The sequence below is a fragment of the Paenibacillus sp. PAMC21692 genome (genome assembly GCF_014303795.1).
GTDB lineage: Bacteria > Bacillota > Bacilli > Paenibacillales > Paenibacillaceae > Pristimantibacillus > Pristimantibacillus agaridevorans.
Genome location: NZ_CP060293.1, coordinates 8,042,527 through 8,060,529 on the forward strand (window position 1 = coordinate 8,042,527; position 18,003 = coordinate 8,060,529).

12 protein-coding genes are annotated in these 18,003 nt (G+C 49.6%); all 12 read right to left on the reverse strand.

Annotated elements, in window-relative coordinates; translation table 11 throughout:
• Window position 1 precedes the first annotated feature (1 nt).
• The 12 genes from H7F31_RS31950 to H7F31_RS32005 all read right to left on the reverse strand — a co-directional run bounded on the left by H7F31_RS31950 (window position 2) and on the right by H7F31_RS32005 (window position 17,977).
• Complete coding sequence (locus H7F31_RS31950; protein ID WP_187102132.1) at window positions 2-2,416, reverse strand: glycosyl hydrolase family 28 protein; 2,415 nt, start codon at window positions 2,414-2,416, stop codon at window positions 2-4.
• A 114-nt stretch (window positions 2,417-2,530) separates the two neighbouring features.
• Window positions 2,531-5,398, reverse strand: coding sequence for a sensor histidine kinase (locus H7F31_RS31955; RefSeq protein ID WP_187102133.1), 2,868 nt, complete (start codon window positions 5,396-5,398; stop codon window positions 2,531-2,533).
• A complete protein-coding gene (locus H7F31_RS31960) occupies window positions 5,395-6,747 on the reverse strand; it encodes a response regulator transcription factor (RefSeq protein ID WP_187102134.1) in 1,353 nt (450 codons plus the stop codon). Before H7F31_RS31960 ends, H7F31_RS31955 begins: the two co-directional genes overlap by 4 nt.
• Window positions 6,748-6,785: 38 nt before the next feature.
• Window positions 6,786-8,270 carry a glycosyl hydrolase family 28 protein gene (locus H7F31_RS31965; RefSeq protein WP_187102135.1) on the reverse strand — a complete coding sequence of 495 codons (1,485 nt, stop codon included), beginning with the start codon at window positions 8,268-8,270 and terminating at the stop codon, window positions 6,786-6,788.
• A 64-nt stretch (window positions 8,271-8,334) separates the two neighbouring features.
• Window positions 8,335-9,819 carry a glycoside hydrolase family protein gene (locus H7F31_RS31970; RefSeq protein WP_187102136.1) on the reverse strand — a complete coding sequence of 495 codons (1,485 nt, stop codon included), beginning with the start codon at window positions 9,817-9,819 and terminating at the stop codon, window positions 8,335-8,337.
• A 25-nt stretch (window positions 9,820-9,844) separates the two neighbouring features.
• On the reverse strand, window positions 9,845-10,687 hold the full coding sequence (locus H7F31_RS31975) for a carbohydrate ABC transporter permease (RefSeq protein WP_087571278.1): 843 nt from the start codon (window positions 10,685-10,687) through the stop codon (window positions 9,845-9,847).
• A gap of 1 nt (window position 10,688) precedes the next feature.
• A complete protein-coding gene (locus tag H7F31_RS31980; protein WP_087571279.1) occupies window positions 10,689-11,651 on the reverse strand; it encodes a carbohydrate ABC transporter permease in 963 nt (320 codons plus the stop codon).
• 95 nt (window positions 11,652-11,746) lie between these two features.
• Window positions 11,747-13,168, reverse strand: coding sequence for an ABC transporter substrate-binding protein (locus tag H7F31_RS31985; RefSeq protein WP_187102137.1), 1,422 nt, complete (start codon window positions 13,166-13,168; stop codon window positions 11,747-11,749).
• Between the two features lie 356 nt (window positions 13,169-13,524).
• Window positions 13,525-14,598 (reverse strand): M14 family zinc carboxypeptidase, encoded by a 1,074-nt coding sequence (locus H7F31_RS31990; protein ID WP_187102138.1) that lies wholly within the window; start codon window positions 14,596-14,598, stop codon window positions 13,525-13,527.
• A 15-nt stretch (window positions 14,599-14,613) separates the two neighbouring features.
• On the reverse strand, window positions 14,614-15,480 hold the full coding sequence (locus tag H7F31_RS31995) for a carbohydrate ABC transporter permease (protein WP_187102139.1): 867 nt from the start codon (window positions 15,478-15,480) through the stop codon (window positions 14,614-14,616).
• A gap of 8 nt (window positions 15,481-15,488) precedes the next feature.
• Complete coding sequence (locus tag H7F31_RS32000; protein ID WP_187102140.1) at window positions 15,489-16,406, reverse strand: ABC transporter permease; 918 nt, start codon at window positions 16,404-16,406, stop codon at window positions 15,489-15,491.
• Window positions 16,403-17,977: an extracellular solute-binding protein gene (locus H7F31_RS32005; protein WP_187102141.1), complete on the reverse strand. Its 1,575-nt coding sequence runs from the start codon at window positions 17,975-17,977 to the stop codon at window positions 16,403-16,405. Before H7F31_RS32005 ends, H7F31_RS32000 begins: the two co-directional genes overlap by 4 nt.
• Window positions 17,978-18,003: the final 26 nt, after the last annotated feature.

Below are 18,003 nucleotides of genomic sequence, written 5' to 3' on the forward strand. Positions count from 1 at the left end.
GTTATGAATACGTAATATCCGGACTCCAAATCGTCGTATCGTATCCGTTGTTTCCGTTTTTGTTCAATAGGAAGTAGATGTTGTCGCCTGCGGCAACTGTTATGCTCACATCATGGTATACGCCGCTAATATCGTCATGCGCTATAAACTGATAACCGCTTGCCGGCCATACTTGCGTGCCGTTTTTCATTATCTTGACGAGTACGCCGTCTCCGCCAGCCCCAGCTTTCTTCACGTTCCCGGAAATACGAATCGTTCCGGACATCGGCGCCATCCAAACTCTCGCTGTATCGTTTGTATCCGGGTGCATAGCACTTCCGTTCCATATCGTATTGTATGTGTACGAGCCGCGCCATTGCTTGTCAACTGAATGCCACGCCATATCGCTGTAGCCTGCGCCGTTCCATTGCTGGTATTTCCAATTCCAAGCGCCTTGATAAGTCTGGAAATCAGTCGTCGCATTGTATGTCGGACGATATGAAACAGCTGCATCCCAGACAGTTGTATCGTAACCGCTGTTGCCGTTCTGATTCACAATGAAATAAACATGATCGCCAGCGGCCACATTGACGATAGGTCCATGGATTAAACCACTGTTATCGTTGTAAGCGACTGTATGCCATCCGCTGCTAGGCCATAGCTGGGTATTGTTTTTCATAATCTTAACCCGTACGCCGTCCCCGCCGGTTATATCCCATTTGAAGACGCGCCCTTTAATTTGAACGGTTCCCGCCTTCGGCGCTTTCCACGCTTTCACTGCATCGTTGGTATCAGGATGGATGAAGAACGGACTCCACATCCCTCCGTATGCATACGCCCCCCTCCACTTCTTCGAACCCACGTTCCACGTCATATCGGAATATGCGCTTCCGTTCCATTCCTTGTAGGACCATTGATTCTCCCCTTGAACGGGGGTATATCCGAGAACAGCGGAATATTCGTCGGTCAACGCATGAAAAAACACATTTTTGACGTACGGGTTGAGATCGAAATGGCGGTCGCCCAGGCTTGTCACTGGCTGCCCGCCGATGGTAACGTTTTCAAAACGAATATTACTAATCTGCTTTTGGTAGCCATATCCATGGAGCCGTATTTCTTTGTTGCCAGTACCTTTGACTGTAACATTGCGGAACGTGACGCCGGATATATATCCCGGCCAAGTCTGATTGCCTTGAATGGAGCCGAACCAGAAGCTATCCTCGAACGATTGGTTAATGAGGCGTTCGCATTGTTCTACACGAATATTCTCGTACAGAATGTTTCTGAACTGCGTCCCGTGCAGCGATGTAATGCCAAACACTGCACGTTCGTTCAGTTGCCCAGGATACGTCTTATCGTCAAAGCTGTACAAAACGTCGATGTTCTTGTATTGGATGTTATCGTAATAGGCCGCTTGCGTCTCAGCGCCAAGCGTAAATACATTATTGGCGTCGCTCCAGAATTGGCTGTTCTGTATCGTGATATTGTAATTCGGCGCACCGAAGGCTGGATTGGCCTCAGGACCGCCTACGCCGCCTTTAATAGCGATACAATCGTCGGCCGTTCGGAAGAATACATTATTATAAGTAATATCATGTGAATTAATAATATTCAGCCCATCTGTACTAGCATAGGTCGGACTGACTACTTTATAACCGCTCACCGTTACGTTATTGCTTAATGCGACTTTGCCCGACCAGCTGCTCGCTCGGCGGTTTACTATAATATCTCGAAGTACGATGTTACTGCTATTCTCGATAAACATGGGACTGTCCCAATAACCGTCGGCCGTGCGCCAGTTCATGGTCAGGATGCCTCTGCCGCGAATGACGGCGCCGCTGGCGGAGTGGACGACGACGCGTCCGTTGACGACCGCACCGCCTGCAATATACAACGTCTTCCCGCTGCCTACATTGATTTGCTCATTCGGCGTATTGCGCAAATCGTGGTATCCCGGACCGAAATAGATAACGTTCGGATCCGTCGGACTCGGGATGTCCATCTCCGGAGCATTGCCGAACAAATGCAATACACTTCCTTGGTAGTTCCCGTCCAGAACAAGCGTTACGTTCGTTGGTTGAGAGAGCACAAACGTAATCGTGTTGCCCGTCCTCGTCGAGGCTATTCCCAACGATTCGGGGGCTAGCTTGTAGGACGCGAAAGGGAAATTAACGATTACCGACACCGATACGGTACCAGAGAAATCGAAAGAACCAAATGACACCGTATTGTTCCAGCCGTTCTTGTCGCCATACAAATCGACATTGCTCGCATCTACCGATACAACAAAGTCGTAGGACCGGGATGCCCCGATCGGCGCATCGTATGTCGTAACCGTGCCCGCTGCCTGTACAGTGGTGTCGAAATCCAAACCTGTCCATAAGATTACAACGCAAATTATTGCTTTTAATGAAGCGACTACCGCTTGTTTTACCATGATACCACCGCCTCCTATAGTGTGCAGACTAATTGTTCTAAGCACTATATTACAAAATCAGGCGGTATTGAATAGGAGGTTTTTCTTTGGATTCATTCACTTCTATTTAGGAATTTAAAACGGAAGTCTTATGGTTATCGTCGTTCCTATGAACTCTTCGCTTTCGACCGTCAATTCAAGCCGCTCTCCGTAATAAATGCGCAGCCGTTGATAGACGTTGACAAGCCCTACACCGCTCGAACGTGCCGATCCTTTAACTGGCTCAAGGGTCATTTGCTCCGAGTCCATCCTTAGTAAATCTCTTACCTTTTTCAGTTCTTCATCGCTCATGCCAATTCCGTTATCCGATACGACGATTACTAACCGTTCGTCTGCCACTTCGGCGCTTATGCTGATTATCCCGTTCTCATATAGGTCATCAATTCCATGCTGAAGCGCATTCTCAATAATCGGCTGCAAAATGAACTTCAGGACCGATGCTGCCAGAGCCGCTTCGTCCAGCTTCCAAACAACGGCGAACTTGTTTTGAAACCGCAGCTCTTGTATCGTCAAGTAGTTGCGGACGTGCTCGATCTCTTCACTAAGCGGTACTACTTCATTGCCGGTATTAATCGTAAAACGAAATATTTTGGCTAAAGAGTGTACCATCGTGCTTACCTCTGTAGCGCCATACTGCCGCGCCCGCATATTGATAGCTTCCAAGGTGTTATACAGAAAATGAGGATTGATTTGCTGCTGCAGCATGCCGAGCTCGGCTTTCATCCTTGAAGTGACCAAATCCTTCTCACGGATCTGCTTGTTGATGTTCTCTTCCATCAATTCATGAATCTGCCCCAGCATCTGGTTAAAGCTCACGACAAGTCGGCCGATCTCATCCCGCGGACCCGTTCTATGCTCAGGCCCGAGAGGCAGCACCTCTTCCTTCTCAACCGCATGCTTCAACCGTTCAATCGGTTTGATCAGCAGGGACGAGACATTCCACATCGCAGCTAAAATAATAAGGAAGATCAGGACGATGAGCACTATAAACCGTTGGAACATGCTGTTAATCTTCAAATAAATATCATCGATTGTCATAAAGACGTAGGTTGACCAGTCCATGCTGCCGATCTCGCGATGCACGATAACCTGATTGCTGCCTTCGACCTGATCAATCCCTACCTTCCCCATATCCCGCACATTCCCGCTCCACCTCTCGCTAGCCGCTTCTTTGAAGCCTTCGGAGGATGTATTCGAATAAATGAATTGGCCGGAATGATCCAGCATAACAAAGCTCTGCTTCCGGTCCGACGTCACATAGGAGAACGCGTCTTCCTTCAAGACGACCTGAAGGTAAGCGTCCGTTGTCTTGCCCGTTAGCAGTGACGGAACGGACAGCTTCTTAATCAGCATCATGGAAGGATGGCCATATACGTCTTCAAGCCCGGTAACCCATACGATCTGCTCCGGATTCAAGCTGCTGAGCAGATCAGGGTCGATCGCAGACAGCTTGAATAAGGTCAGATTATTGTAGAAGGCCGACGAATAGCGGGCAACTCCTCCGACATCGTATAAGACGAAATAGGAGAGATCGCTTAGTCCTGGGTAGCTGGCCACCGTAAAATCTTCAATGTTTTCCTTATACGAATACGGTGAAGTTAAATTCGTCAACCGGCTATCCGTAGACAAACGATTCGTCAGATTCTCGTACCGTTCCATCCGGTCGCGCAGCTCCACGACGAGATGGTTCGACGATTCAACCGATAAATCTACCGCTTTATTGAAAACATAGCTATACATCATAAACAAATGCATGCCGACTGCTATTACGACTGGAATAAGGACGGATGACAGAAGAAGCAGCAATATTTTGCCCCTTATCGTAAATTTCGAAAGCCACCCTTCCGTGAACCGATCCTCGGGAATGACGCTCTGGAAATTGAGATCATTTCCTTTCTTCCATACCATTCTGGCCAGCATCCGGAACGGATACATAATCCAATTAGCCAGCTTGAACGCAATCCCAAATCCAATCAGCAGTGTACATGCAAAAAAAGCGAGGTAAGCGTAAATATAGTTCTTTCCCCACATCGAATCGCTTTTTTCACGTTCAAAAAAGACGATATGAAGCCCATAAGGGGATATCGACATCGTCCTTACTCTATATTCTCCATCAAGCTGCTGCTCCCACTCGGCTAATCCGCTTTCCATTCGCTGCGCGACCATCTTCATAGCGTCGCCGTTCGGCACATTCGACCATAACGTCTGCCAATTCTCGTCCATTACGGCGACATACCCCTCCCATAGACTCGTCGTAGGGAGCTCGGCTGTAAAGATGCGTTCATCAAGGACGATGACAGACAACACGTTCAAATAATTAACGCCGTTATTGATAATCAGATGGCCTTCAATTCGCTTGAAGAACGAATCAAGGCGCTGCCGCTCATCCTCCGTGACACGTCCTTTGTTCGCCTCGATCATGTCCGTGAACATACCTGGCGGAATGTACGTTGGCATGCCGTAATATCGGGTGAACGAATCAAGCAGGCCCGATCTTCTCAGTTCGTCGATCCATGGAATTTCACTACCCGGAATGAACGTACCGTCGATGAATGACTTGCCAAAGTTTTGCTGGTTAATATTTTCACCTATAAAATAAATCTGATCGACAGAGCCCGGCGGCAAATGAAGCTGTTCAAGACGCGAATTCAGCTCGTTCCTAGCCAATACTTCCTCCTCATGCGGGCGAAGGCTTAAGAACGAGCGAGCGTAATTCATGAAATCGAGCGATTCAATCTGCAGCGACAAGGAGTTCATCTCGCCAAGCTTTGATGCGATCTGACTCTCTACATGTTTAGATAGATTTTGCTCGGAAGCGCGCCGAATTTCGGAGCCGACATCCCGCGTATTCCAATAACTGATGCCGACGAACGCGATTTCGGACAGCAAGGTCAGCAGAACTGCGATTAAGACGAGACGGTTGCGGTGATAACGAAATCTCATAATCCAACGTCCGTATCGCCTACGGCATACGTGGCGTTGCGGTATTCGTTCGGTGATTGTTTGGCGTATTTTTTGAATACCAGCGTAAAGTATCTCGGATTCTCGTAACCTACCATTTCCCCGATCTCGTGCACTTTATAGTTGGTCGACTTTAATAGGTTGATTGCCTTCTCGATTCGAAATTCCGTCAAATAATCGATATACTTCTGTCCGGTGAGTTCTTTGAACAGATAGCTTAAATAGCTGGCGTTCAAATGGACATGTTTGGCTACGTCGTCCAACGTGATAGTCCGATCATAATGATGTTCGATGAAATGTTTTGCCTCTTGAATGAGACGTTTGGAGTTCATCTGCCCCATATCCTTGCGAGGCGCCGCTTCTTGGCAAGCTGGCTCTTCTCGTTCATGGCTGCTGTTGTGTTCATTCATCGAAGAAAACGAACGTTCTGCCTCTTGGTATGATACCCGAATATGCCCTGTACCGCTTACAATCGGGCCTACGGAATACGCCGCGTGGGACTTAAACAGTCCGCGAAACCGCTTTAGACCGTCCAGCAGGCGGTCGAGCTCGCCTGCCAACCCGTCCTGGCTTCCCTTAAGCGCAGCTAAGGCCGACGGATTGGTAACAATGAGCAAGCATTGCCCATCTTGATCAACATAATGATACCCAAGCCCTCTCTCGTCCCACAGATCCTGCAGCAAATTATCCAAGGTAAATAAAATTAAGTTCCAATCCTTATCCCCCACGCCCGCCGGCCTTTCCGGATAGGCGGTAAAGCGCAGCAAGCATACCGCATATTCCCCGTTCTCTTCCAGCATCACTTCTGCCGAAACGCTCTCGAGCTCGATGTCATCTGCCGTCATGTCTCTCTGCAGAATATCCCGGAGAAACTTTTTGCGCAGATGCCGGGCGGACAGCTTCGCTTGTCGCTCAAGCGCGGCCGTCCTTGCCTGTTGTTCCTTCTCCTCGCCGATGAGATGAACAACCTTTTTCAATACTTTCTCATATTCCGTGAAATCTAGCGGCTTCAGCAAATAATCCAGCGCCCCAAGCTTCATACTTGCTTTAGCGTATTCAAAATCGTCATAACCCGATAAAATGATTATTTTGGTATGCGGATATCGGGAAGCTACTTTTTCCGCTAATTCCAAGCCATCCATAAGAGGCATCCGTATGTCCGTCACTACGATGTCCACCGGATCGCTTGCCAAAGCTTTCAACGCAAAGAGACCGTTCTCGCATTCATCCGACACCTCGATTCGGAGTGCCGAATAGTCCATGCTTCGAAGTCCTTGCCTAATCTCATATTCATCGTCAACGATCATGAGCTTGTACCGTTCGCCGACCATTCGCTAATCCCCCCTCTGACGACAACCATTTTACTCCATTATATATTAGAGGAACCGGAACTAATCAACTGCAAGTTGCTGGTGAATGCATTGATTCGGAGGTTTGCATCCTTTATCCGCTCAATAGATGCTCGATCCGCGAACAGCCCTTCGATGCGAATATTCTCGACCAGATGGTCCGTATCGAAGCCGTGGAACAGTGAAGGCACGCCTTGCGGAACATGGATGTTGCGGAACAGAATATTCCGGATTCGGCCCGGATCTCTATCAACGGACCAACGGTCCTTGAAGATAAGGCAAACCATCGCATACTGCCGTTCATCCTCAATCCTGATCTGTTCGAACCGCACGTTCTCTATCGTGCCGGAATCTCCGACGATAATGCACAGAGATCCCAGCTCTTCCGTCCAAGTCGCCACGCTGTGCACGATATCGCAATCCTCGAAGACGACGTCGCGAATATCGGTCCGCGTCTCGCCTGTAATGCCGAAGCAGCGAACCTTGTCGTTCCACACCGTGCATCTGCGAACCGTAATATCTCTTCCGCCGATTGCGGGAGGCGCGGCCATCGCTTTTACCACTACGGCGTCATCCCCGGTACGGATCAGGCAGTCCTCGACGGTTACGCCTTGGCAGTTTACGATATCAATCCCATCGCTATTCTCTCTATAGCCAATCAACGTCATATCGGAAACGAAGCAATCGCTCGACTTTGACAGATGAATGGTCCAATGCGACGTTCCGACGATCGTCAATCCCTCGATATAAACGCCGCTGCTCTCATGAATGAACATCGCCTTGCGGGCATGCCAATCGAGCCTGGACATATCGATAATGCCCCGCCCGCGTATCCGAATGTCCTTGCCTCCGTCTGTGACGATGAAATCACGGTACACCTTCTTCTTCGCCCAGTCGCTCTCGACGACCGGAATCTCATTCTCGGGAACGAACACCTGCAGCACGGCCCCTCCCGACACATAAAGCGTCTGTCCTTGGGTCAACTCCATACAGCTCACTTGGTGCAAGCCCGGTCCATAATAGATGACGCCGGAATCGCCTTCGACCGGAATATCCCGCTCTTCGGCATGCACCGTTATGAATAATGGTCGTTCTTCATCGTCGTTCGTCTCCACGATCAGCTTGCAAGGACCGTTAATCGGGATATGAACTTCACGATCCAACACTTCCGGCTGAATGCCTCGAGAGGCCGGACGAACACACGCGCTCTGCACCTTCCTTGCGCTTCGCGCAACAAGCGTAATGCCGGCCGGTTCGCCTGCAAAGGACAATGAAGCAAACGAAGCCGGGCCTCCGTTTGTAACAGGAACAGCATATACGGGAACCCCATGCCCGCACACCGACAACTGCCAATCCCGTGACAATACCAGTCCGTCTGGATCGGCACCGAACGCGTCCTCGCCTTGCAGCCGAAGCCGATCTTCGCTCACCGCGTAAGAAATTCCCGGCGGAGCGGCATCTATACAAATTGCCGTACCATTCTCACGTATAATTGTACTGCTCATCCCCATCACTCCTCTTCTTCCGATCGCAATTCCAGTCCATCCACCATAAGCCTATGGCTGCCTCCTATTTCACTTTCCAATTTTCCGTATACGCGTTCACCGTAAAATGCGGATCGTTTGAGTCTTTTATTTTCTTTCCGTTGATTCTGATATTGTCAAACGTGATATCCGACAGGAGACGATCTTTACTCCAGCCATTCAATTTAATTTCGTTCGTTCCATCCGAATAAGACGTAATATTTTTGTATCGAATGCCGCTAATCGACCCCGGCCAAGCCCAATTCCCTTGAATCGCGCCGAAATAGAACGACGTGTCCATCTGAACGTTAATAAGCCTCTTCGCCTTTTCAACCCGAATGTCTTCGAACGTTATATCCTTAAATTCCGTGCCGTGCAGCGCGAATATATTGATCGCAGAACGATCTGGAAGCACATCCGGATGGTCGCGATCGTCGTAGTTATAGAGTACGTCTATATTTTGAAAGGTAATGTCTTTGAAATAAGCGGCGACCGTCTCGGCTCCGATCCCGATCGCGTTATTGGCGTCTGACCATAGCTGTGAGTTTTTATAGGTAATGTTGTACACTGGCAACGCTTTGGCCGGATCTTCTTCATGCGACAACCCCTTAATGGCTATCGAGTCGTCGGCGGAATGGATAAAGGAACCGTCGAAGACGATATCGTGGCTGCTTATAATATTGAACCCGTCCGAGCTTGCGAACCTTGGGCTTACCGCTTTATAGTTCAACACTTGCACATCGCTGCTTCCGTACAGCGACGATGTCCAGCTGTTCGTGTCGCGGTTCACAATGATATCCCTTACCGTCGAATGAGTAATGTGATTCAACGATAAAGCAATGTCATCGTATTCATCCTTGCTTCTATAGTCGTTTAGCAGAATGCCTCTGCCTCTTATGGTCACATTCGTCGCATTATCCGCCCGAAAACGCCCCCTTACCACCGCTCCTCCGCTAATGTACAACGTCTGGCCCGAGCCGATCATCGTCGGCGCCGTGCCGTATCCGCTTAAATCATGGAAGCCTGGAGCAAAGTAGATGACGTTCGGGTCGGAAGGATCGGGGATATCCGTCTCCGGCGACTCGGCGAACAAATGCAGCACCCTGCCCTGATAGTTTCCGTCGAGCACTAATGTAACGTTGGCAGGACCGTTAAGAGAAAAGGATATGGTGTCTCCATCCCGTTTTCCCTTAAGCCCAAGCGATCTTGGGACCAGTTCATACGTGTCGTACTCAAAGTTCGGAGTAATTTTAATCGTAGTGCCGCCTGGCATATCGAAATAACCGTAAGAGACCGGGTTGTTCCAGCTGTTATTGCCGCCGTTGTACAAATCGATAACGCTCTCCCCCGCTTCCACCGTATAGTCGGACGAGCGGTAATTAGCAGGCAGTTCGGCCGGCGCCGCGTACGACACAACAGGAAGTTCCTTGACGTCTGGCTGCGTACAGCCTGCAAGCACCAGAATAAAAGCCACCATGAATAATGGAAGCATCAGACTTCCTATCTCCAATCTCTTCTTTGTTCCTCCCATTCCAGTCCCTCCATTCTTCTTTCCGTTACCCCTTGATGGCTGAAGAAACGACGCCTTCAACCAAGTAACGCTGCCCCAAAAAGAACACGATGATGATCGGCAAAACGAAAAGGATGAGCCCCGCGCTCTGCACTTGCGTCATCGTAATCTCCTTCTGCCCGGGAAATACGTAGCCAATCGAGAACAAGGCGGTCGCGAGCGGATACTTATCATTTTGTAGAAACATAAACGGTGTAATGTAATCATTCCCCCACGACCCGTTGAAGGCGAGAATGGATACAGTTGCAATAACGGGCAGCGAGATGGGCAGAAATATGTTCCAGAAAATACGGAACGTTGAGCAGCCGTCAATACGGGCCGCCTCTTCGAGATCTTTCGGGAAAGCCGCAAAAAACTGCCGGTACAAAAAGATGCTGAACGCGCTCCCGCCGAGCGCCCAAAACAGCCATGGCCAAAAGGTATTAATGAAGCCGAGCTTGAAAAATATGACGTACGTCGGAATCTGTGTAACGATGCCCGGCAGCATCATCGTAGAGAGCATCAGCAGGAACAGTACGTTTTTCCCCGGAGCCCGAAGCCTTGCAAAGCCGTAGCCTACTAAGGCGCTTGTAATCGTAGGAATCGCGACGGAAATGGCCGTAATGATAATCGAATTTTTGGCATAACCCCAATAATCGATAAAGGTTACGGCGTACTTGTAATTAACGAGGCGCAAGCTGGTCGGCCAGAACGTGGATGCCGAACCTACGATCTGCAAGGAATTGGTCACAAGCCAATACAGCGGGATAACGAATAGGATGGATAAAAGGACAAGCAGCATGTAGATAACGACTCTGAACAGCTTATTTTGTACGCCTGCATTCACCATCTTATTTCCCCCCCTGATCGACTTCGTAGAATACCCACAGCTTGCTTGTAGAAAACACCACGACCGTTAGCGCTAAAATCATAATGAAAAGCACCCACAGTAGCGCTAGTCCGTAACCAAATCGGCCATAGGCAAATATTTGCTGAAAAGCATGCACCGAATACACGTAATTCGGACGGATCGGCGTGGATAGCAAGCTGTTCGAATTAGCGGCGAGCAGAATAGGCTGTACGAAAATTTGCAAGGAACCGATAATGCTCATAATGAATTGAAAAAACAATACCGGAGTAACGAGCGGAATGGTGATTTTTGCAAAGCGCTGCACCGTCGTCGCGCCATCGATGGCCGCTGCCTCGTACAGGTCTTTCGATACGCCCTTCAGCCCTGCCAAATAAATCAGAATGCCGCCTCCCACACCCCACAGAAGCATAATGAAGAGCGGATAGATTGCGTAATCGTACCCCAACCAATCGACGGGCTGCAGTCCGAGCTGTAACAGCAGATTGTTGATGACGCCGTCTTCTACGAATAAGGATCTCCACATCGTCCCGACTGCCACGACGGGGATAATGGAAGGGATAAAAAACAGCGTACGATAAATACCGATACCCTTTATGTTCTGGTTCAGCAATACTGCGAGCAAAAATCCAAGCACAATACTCGCCGGTACCATGATTACCGTAAAGAAGATCGTGCGCCCCAGCGAATACATCGCATCATTATCGGTAAACACTTTTCGATAGTTGTCGAACCCGACATATACAAGCCGGTCCATGTTGAAGCCCGCATAGTTAGTGAAGCTGAGATACAAACCATATAACAGAGGAATAAGGCCAAGCAAAATAAAAACAATGAACCATGGCGAGATGAATACGTAAAACTCCAGCGCTTCCTTGAAGCTTCGACTGCGAAAGCGTTTGGATCCATAAGATGCAGACTTGCCTGTTTGAGCCGGCTGATTCAAGTTAAGCCCCCCTTGCTTTGCGTAACTAATAACGAATTCGAAGTATAAAAAAGGCTGCCGGAGACGTATCTGCTCCGACAACCCTATAACGTGCTTTACTCCGGGCTGACGAGTTGCTTACCTTCGCTAATGAGCGTGTTCAACTCTTCGGTCATTTTTTGCGTTGCGCCATCGATCGAATCTTTGTCGAAGTATACGGGAGTAAAGTATTTCTCGAAAATCGAATTTACGGCCTGATAGTTCAAATATGGATTGTAAGGCAGACTGCCGTCCGTATATTTCAGTTCGTTTTGGATAAAATCGTAATTCATTTTGTCGAATTCCGTCGATTGCGGAAGCATCTCCGCAAGCGTCTGCGTACCCGGCAAACCGTATCCCGCTTTCGCGCGATCTTCCGCGGGCTTTCCTCCGAAGAACCACTCGAACACTTCCCATGCCTCTTTCGGATGCTTCGAGTTTTTGTAAATGATCGCTCCTGTTCCCGCTCCGGTTGGCGAGATCCGCTTGCCGCCTTCCATCGTCGGCGCTGGAGCTACGCCAAAATCGCCTAACCGGTCTTTGGTCAGCTCGTTTGTCTTCAAAAACCCGGAGAACCAGTAACCTGCAATAATGATCGCCGCTTTGTCATCGACGAACAACTGTCCGCCCCAATCCGTTTCTTGATGCAACGGGCTAGGACCAACTCCGGATTTCGCCGTATCTACCCAGAACTGAAGCAAGTCCTTCATCTGCGGAGTCGTTAAGTCCGCTTGGCCAAAATCGTCGCTGTACATGCTGCCGCCTTGCTGAAGCAGTTGCAGATTAATTAAATCCTGATTCGCAATGGTACCGCCATTAAAATACACAAGACCGTATTGACTTACTTTGTTACCGTTCTTAACGGTAAGTTTCTGCCCTAATTCAACGAGTTGCTTCCACGTCATCGCCTCCGTACTGCTAGGTACAGGTACGCCCGCCTCTTCGAACATCTTTTTGTTGTAATAGATCGTATAGTCAGGCGACCAGTCCTTCGGAAAACCATACAAAGCGCCGCTTCCATGCTCTCCCGTAATGGTGTCGTATTTGAATTGGTTGACCACGGGAAGGAAGTCCTCCGTCTTGAACACGCTGCTTGTATTGAAATTGGACGTCAGGTCAAGCGCCATTCCTTTCAGAACATAGCCAGGCAGCTCAGTGACGGAGTTCGTTCGAATGATATCCGGTCCGTTTCCAGCCGCCATCATCGCCATCAGCTTGTTGTAATCCGCTGACACGATCTCTACCTTGATGTGAGGATGCGTCTTCTCGAATTCCGCAACCATCTCGCTCGTGAATTCGCTGTCATACATCGTATGCCTAATGACGACCGGCTTGCCTCCTGCAACCGGCTTCTCGGATACGTCACCGGCGTTTGCATTTTCGGAAGAAGCCGCGTTCTTCTCGGGAGCGTTATTGCTATTCGTATTACCTGCACATGCGCTAAGCATTCCGGATAGTACTAACAAGGATAAACAAGTCGTCCACAACGTTTTTTTCATTTGAATCCCCCTAGAAGTGATAAATCGTAGCGCGCTCTACTTCTCAAATTATAGAATTGATGCCTGCCGGCAACAACGTTGTATATCTTTTGATTCGTTCTTATTTATTTAGAAGTTGCTCTGTTGCTCAAAGGTGCAAAATCCGAATCATAACAAATAAGCCTGCTCGTGGAATGATGCTCCGTAAGCAGGCTTATTTCAATAAGGATTACTATCGTTTGCCGGAGAACGGCATCGCATTCGGCTGGCATCAGATGCATCAGAGGGCGCGGCCATTCGCTTGAACGGCATTGCAACGAAAACCGGCGACAACCAAGGACGTTTAACGAAGTCCGTGGCCGTCGCCGTTTCATTGGTTAGGTCGGGATCCCGGCCCCTTTCAATTGAAATCGAATCAGCTCCGCGAATAAAATAAAGTGGCTGTCCAGGATTTGGTCATACGAATATTGTGCTCCCGGAGCGTTCAACATCGTATTGGATTCGAACGTCATGGACATGCCGCCGCTTATATGATGCAACGCGGACGTCAGATTGAAGGACGGCGGAGGATACGCGGCCCCGTCTTCCCAGTTGCCGCTTACGTCGAACGGAATATGCTCCCGATCGTGAGCCGCCTTGACATGCAAGGCGAATTGATGTTGCACCTGCTGGATATACTTTGGTGCGTAACGGATCGGCACGATGAAGTTGGTGCAGTTGGCTCCGCCATGCAGCAATACCGACGCATCCACCCGCTCCTCGTCCGCCAAACGCAACAACGATCTCGTTTCCTCGGCCATCGGCAAGAAAAAGTTGTCGTGCATCAAATTGATGCCGTCATCGTTAAAGTAACCGCCCAAGAAACCTGCTTCGTCTTTCATGGGATGCACCTTTTTGCAATCGGGCCAGTTGCATAACTCGCCGTTCTTCCACGTTCCTTGCACGTAATAACGCATTTGCTCCATGCTAAGGCCGGCAAAGGAGCGAAGGGGGATCCGCGCCCTGCCGTCCGGGTTCATGCATGGAATCAGAACGAGCCGGCACTGGCGGAGAAGCTCGAGCAACTCGTCATGCCGCTTGCCTCGATGGTCTTCCCCCGTCTCGAGCGCATGAATCAGATTCAATACGGCCGCGATGCCCTCCAATTCGCCGCCATGAATCCCGCCAACAAGGAGCAGCGTCTTGCGGCTATCCTTATCCATTGACTTGTAGCTGGCCAAATCTCCCGCTCCGCAAGCCGAATTATAATTCGCCCGCCTAGGATAAGGCTCTTGATCGCCGTAGACTACCGCCTTGATTTCCCTGCCACCCGCCGACTCACCCAAGTCGATGACGGTTCCTATTTTCACCTGGCCCAGCTCGTCATCGATGTCCCGGAGCCGGGTGCGCCAAAAAGGAGGAATAGGCCCGCTTTCCTTATTCGCAAATTTCTCATTCTCGTTATGAACCAACGGGTTCCCTTCTTTCTATCCCTTTAGTGAACCGATTAAAGCGCCTTTCACGAAATACTTCTGCACAAACGGATAAACGGCCATAATCGGCAGCGTGGAGACGATAATGGTGGCAAACTTCAAGGATTCGTCCACAATGGCGTCGCTTCCCGCCCCCGCGGTGATTCCGCCGTCCATGACCTGGCCGGCCAGCACCAGATTGCGCAAAATCACTTGCAGCGGGAACAAATTAAGATCGCGCAAATAAAGCAACGCGCTGTAGAAGTTATTCCAAATGCTTACGGCGTAAAACAAGCTGATCGTGGCCAGAATCGACTTGGACAATGGAAGAATAATCCGTATAAAAATGCCGATATCGTTCAAACCATCGATCTTGCCTGCTTCCTCCAGCTCATAGGGCAAACCTTTGAAAAAAGTACGCATGATAATTAAATTCCATGTGGAAATCATCCCCGGAATAATCATCGCCCAGATGCTGTCCATCATCCCGACGGAACGCACGACGAGGAACGTGGGAATCATTCCGCCGCTAAAGAGCATGGTGAATACGACAAGCTGCATAAAAAATTTGCCGAATACCAGCCTTCTGCGCGATAGCGCATAGGCCCCCATGGACGTAAAAGCCAATGAAATGACGGTGCCTAAAACGGTATAAAGAATGGTGTTTCTATAGCCGATCCAGATGCGTTCATCCTGGAGCACGTATGTGTAAACATCTAACGTGAACCCTTTCGGCCATAGTCCTACTTCGCCGCGCATGACATATTCGCTAGAGCTGAGAGAGACGACGACCATGTAATAAAAGGGATACAACGCGATGAAGGCTACGATCGACAACAACAGAACATTGACGGCAGAAAATAGCGAAAATTTCTTTTTCATTGGACCTCCTACCATAAGCTCGTCTCCGTCAGCTTGCGGCTGGCATAGTTGGCGCCAACGACGAAGACCAACCCGATGATGCCCATAAACAAATCAATGGCGGTGCCGTAGGAGAAATTGCCTTGCACAATCCCCGAACGGTATGCGTAGGTCGATATAATATCGGCCGTTTCGTACGTTGCGGCATTATATAGCAAGAACACCTTCTCGAAGCCGATATCGATAATGCTGCCGATATTCATGATCAGAATGATGATGATGGCGGGAGCGATGCCCGGCAAGGTCACATGCCGGATTTTCTTCCAGCGTCCCGCTCCGTCGATATCGGCGGCCTCGTACAAGGTCGGATTAATCGCCGTCAACGCGGCCAAATATATAATGGAGCTCCAACCCGCTTCCTGCCAGATTCCCGAGGTCACATAGATCGTCCGAAACCATTTGGCCTCCGACATGAAGTTGATCGGCTCCAATCCCAAAGCCTGCAGCCAGTCGTTGACAACCCCGGCGCTGGGGGAGAGGAAGACCGTAATCATCCCCGCCACCACGACCGTTGATATGAAATGAGGCAAATAACTGACGGTCTGCACAAACCGTTTGAAAAACGAAATTCTCACTTCGTTCAACAGAATCGCCAAAATAATCGGAAACGGAAACCCGAAAACAAGCCGATACACGCCCAATAAAAAGGTATTGCGAATGATTTGAAGCGCATCCGGGCTGTTGAAAAATTGGTAATAATATTTTAAGCCTACCCAGTCGCTAGCCCATATTCCTTTCACCAGGCTATACTGTTTGAACGAAATGACGATGCCGGCCATCGGCAAGTATTTAAACACGATGTAATACGCGATCAGCGGCAATAGCAAGAGCAAGATGTACCTGTCGCGGACGACATCTCGCCCCGTTCTGCGTAACCAACCGATCATTGGCCGCTGCCGCTTCGCTGGTCATCCCACGTTTGTTGGTAGATCTCCAGCATCTCGGGCACGCCAAGCTTGTTCATTTCTTCCGTGTAGCTGCTCCATTCGCTAAGCGGACGATTGCCCATAATGAACCTGGCCATGCTCTCTTCATAGTGCTTCGAAATTTGCGGGTTCAACAAATTGACGCGTTCCAACACATCGCCATTGAATCTCGGGGACACGACCTGGACCGGGAAGTTGTACTTCGGCGCCTCTTCGTAGGCATATTTCTCGTCATCCGCTATCATGCTCAGATACGCGTTCGTATCGAACTTTCCGTAGGTTCCGTGGGTCATAATGCCGGCTTCTCTGCGAAGGTCGGCGAATTGCTTGTATTCCGGAAGGAATGTCCGCTCGCCGTCGGCTACCGTATAGGTTTCGTTCTCTTTGCCCCAGCTCATAATATCGGAGCCCTCCTCGGAATACAGGAAATCGATGTATTGCAGCGAAGCATCGAGATTTTTGGTTTTGGCGTAAACGGCGAAAGAGCTCGACTCCATATTCGTGCTCGGAATATAGGAGCTGCCCGGTACTCCGGCGGGAGGCGCCATAAAGCTCATATGCTCTCCCTCGCGCAATTGGTTATTCACGATCTCCATTTGCGGAATATACTGCACGGTAATAAAGGACTTGCCCGTCGTTATCGCCTGGTTCCACACCTTCACGTCCATGGACAACCAATCCGGCGGGAATAACTTCTCTTCGTAGAATTTATTCAGGTAGGTCAGCATTTCCTTATAGTTATCCTCGATAGGTCCGTACCGGTACTCGGACGTCTCGGGATCCGGGAAGAATTGGTTGGTTGTATTGAACGTTGTCGCAAAGTTGGCTAAGTTGCCCAAACCGTGCCTGAATATGAACGGATAACTATCCGGGTACAGCTCCTTTAACTTCTTGCTGACTTCATACAGTTCATCCCAGGTCGTCGGAGGCTGAAGATCGTGTTTGGCGAATATATCGTCCCGGTAGAACCAGATCATCTGGTTCGTCACGCCAGCCCCGTCTATAATCGCGCTATAGATGTTCCCGTTGGAATTGGTCGCTCTTGTTTTAATGTTCGGATTGTCGTCGAGAAATTTTTTGAAGTTGGGCATTTTGTCTAAATGCTGGGCAAGATCCAGAAGCACTCCTTCCTCGCCGTATTTGTCCGTATTAAACATGTACAGAACATCCTGAACTTCGCCCGAAGCAATATTCAGCGCCAACGTATCCTCGTAGCTTCCCGAAGGAATTTGGACATCTACGGCGATGTTCGTTTTTTCCTTAATCCAGTTCCAAGCCGGCCATTCTTTTTTGTACGGCCATGAAGCCGCGACTTCGGTAAACATCGATATCGTTTGCGGCTCCTCGAAATAATAAGAAGTATGGTCGCCGGAGGAACCGTTATTCCCTTCCGTCCCGCTTGTTGCGGGCTGACCCTCTTCGTTTGGCTTGCCGCCGTTCTCCGTTCCGCTGCTACAGGCCGCAAGCGTCGCCGTCAACGCCACGGCCGACAGCGCAACCATCATGCTTTTCGATTTGTACCACTCCGTCATCCTGAACCCATCCCCTTTGTCCTGAT

Coding starts and splice junctions, on each gene's coding strand:
- H7F31_RS31975 (WP_087571278.1), bottom strand. CDS start 10,687: ATGGTGAATGCAGGCGTACAAAATAAGCTGTTCAGAGTCGTTATCTAC.
- H7F31_RS31985 (WP_187102137.1), bottom strand. CDS start 13,168: ATGAAAAAAACGTTGTGGACGACTTGTTTATCCTTGTTAGTACTATCC.
- H7F31_RS31995 (WP_187102139.1), bottom strand. CDS start 15,480: ATGAAAAAGAAATTTTCGCTATTTTCTGCCGTCAATGTTCTGTTGTTG.
- H7F31_RS31960 (WP_187102134.1), bottom strand. CDS start 6,747: ATGGTCGGCGAACGGTACAAGCTCATGATCGTTGACGATGAATATGAG.
- H7F31_RS31950 (WP_187102132.1), bottom strand. CDS start 2,416: ATGGTAAAACAAGCGGTAGTCGCTTCATTAAAAGCAATAATTTGCGTT.
- H7F31_RS31970 (WP_187102136.1), bottom strand. CDS start 9,819: ATGGGAGGAACAAAGAAGAGATTGGAGATAGGAAGTCTGATGCTTCCA.
- H7F31_RS32005 (WP_187102141.1), bottom strand. CDS start 17,977: ATGACGGAGTGGTACAAATCGAAAAGCATGATGGTTGCGCTGTCGGCC.
- H7F31_RS32000 (WP_187102140.1), bottom strand. CDS start 16,406: ATGATCGGTTGGTTACGCAGAACGGGGCGAGATGTCGTCCGCGACAGG.
- H7F31_RS31965 (WP_187102135.1), bottom strand. CDS start 8,270: ATGAGCAGTACAATTATACGTGAGAATGGTACGGCAATTTGTATAGAT.
- H7F31_RS31955 (WP_187102133.1), bottom strand. CDS start 5,398: ATGAGATTTCGTTATCACCGCAACCGTCTCGTCTTAATCGCAGTTCTG.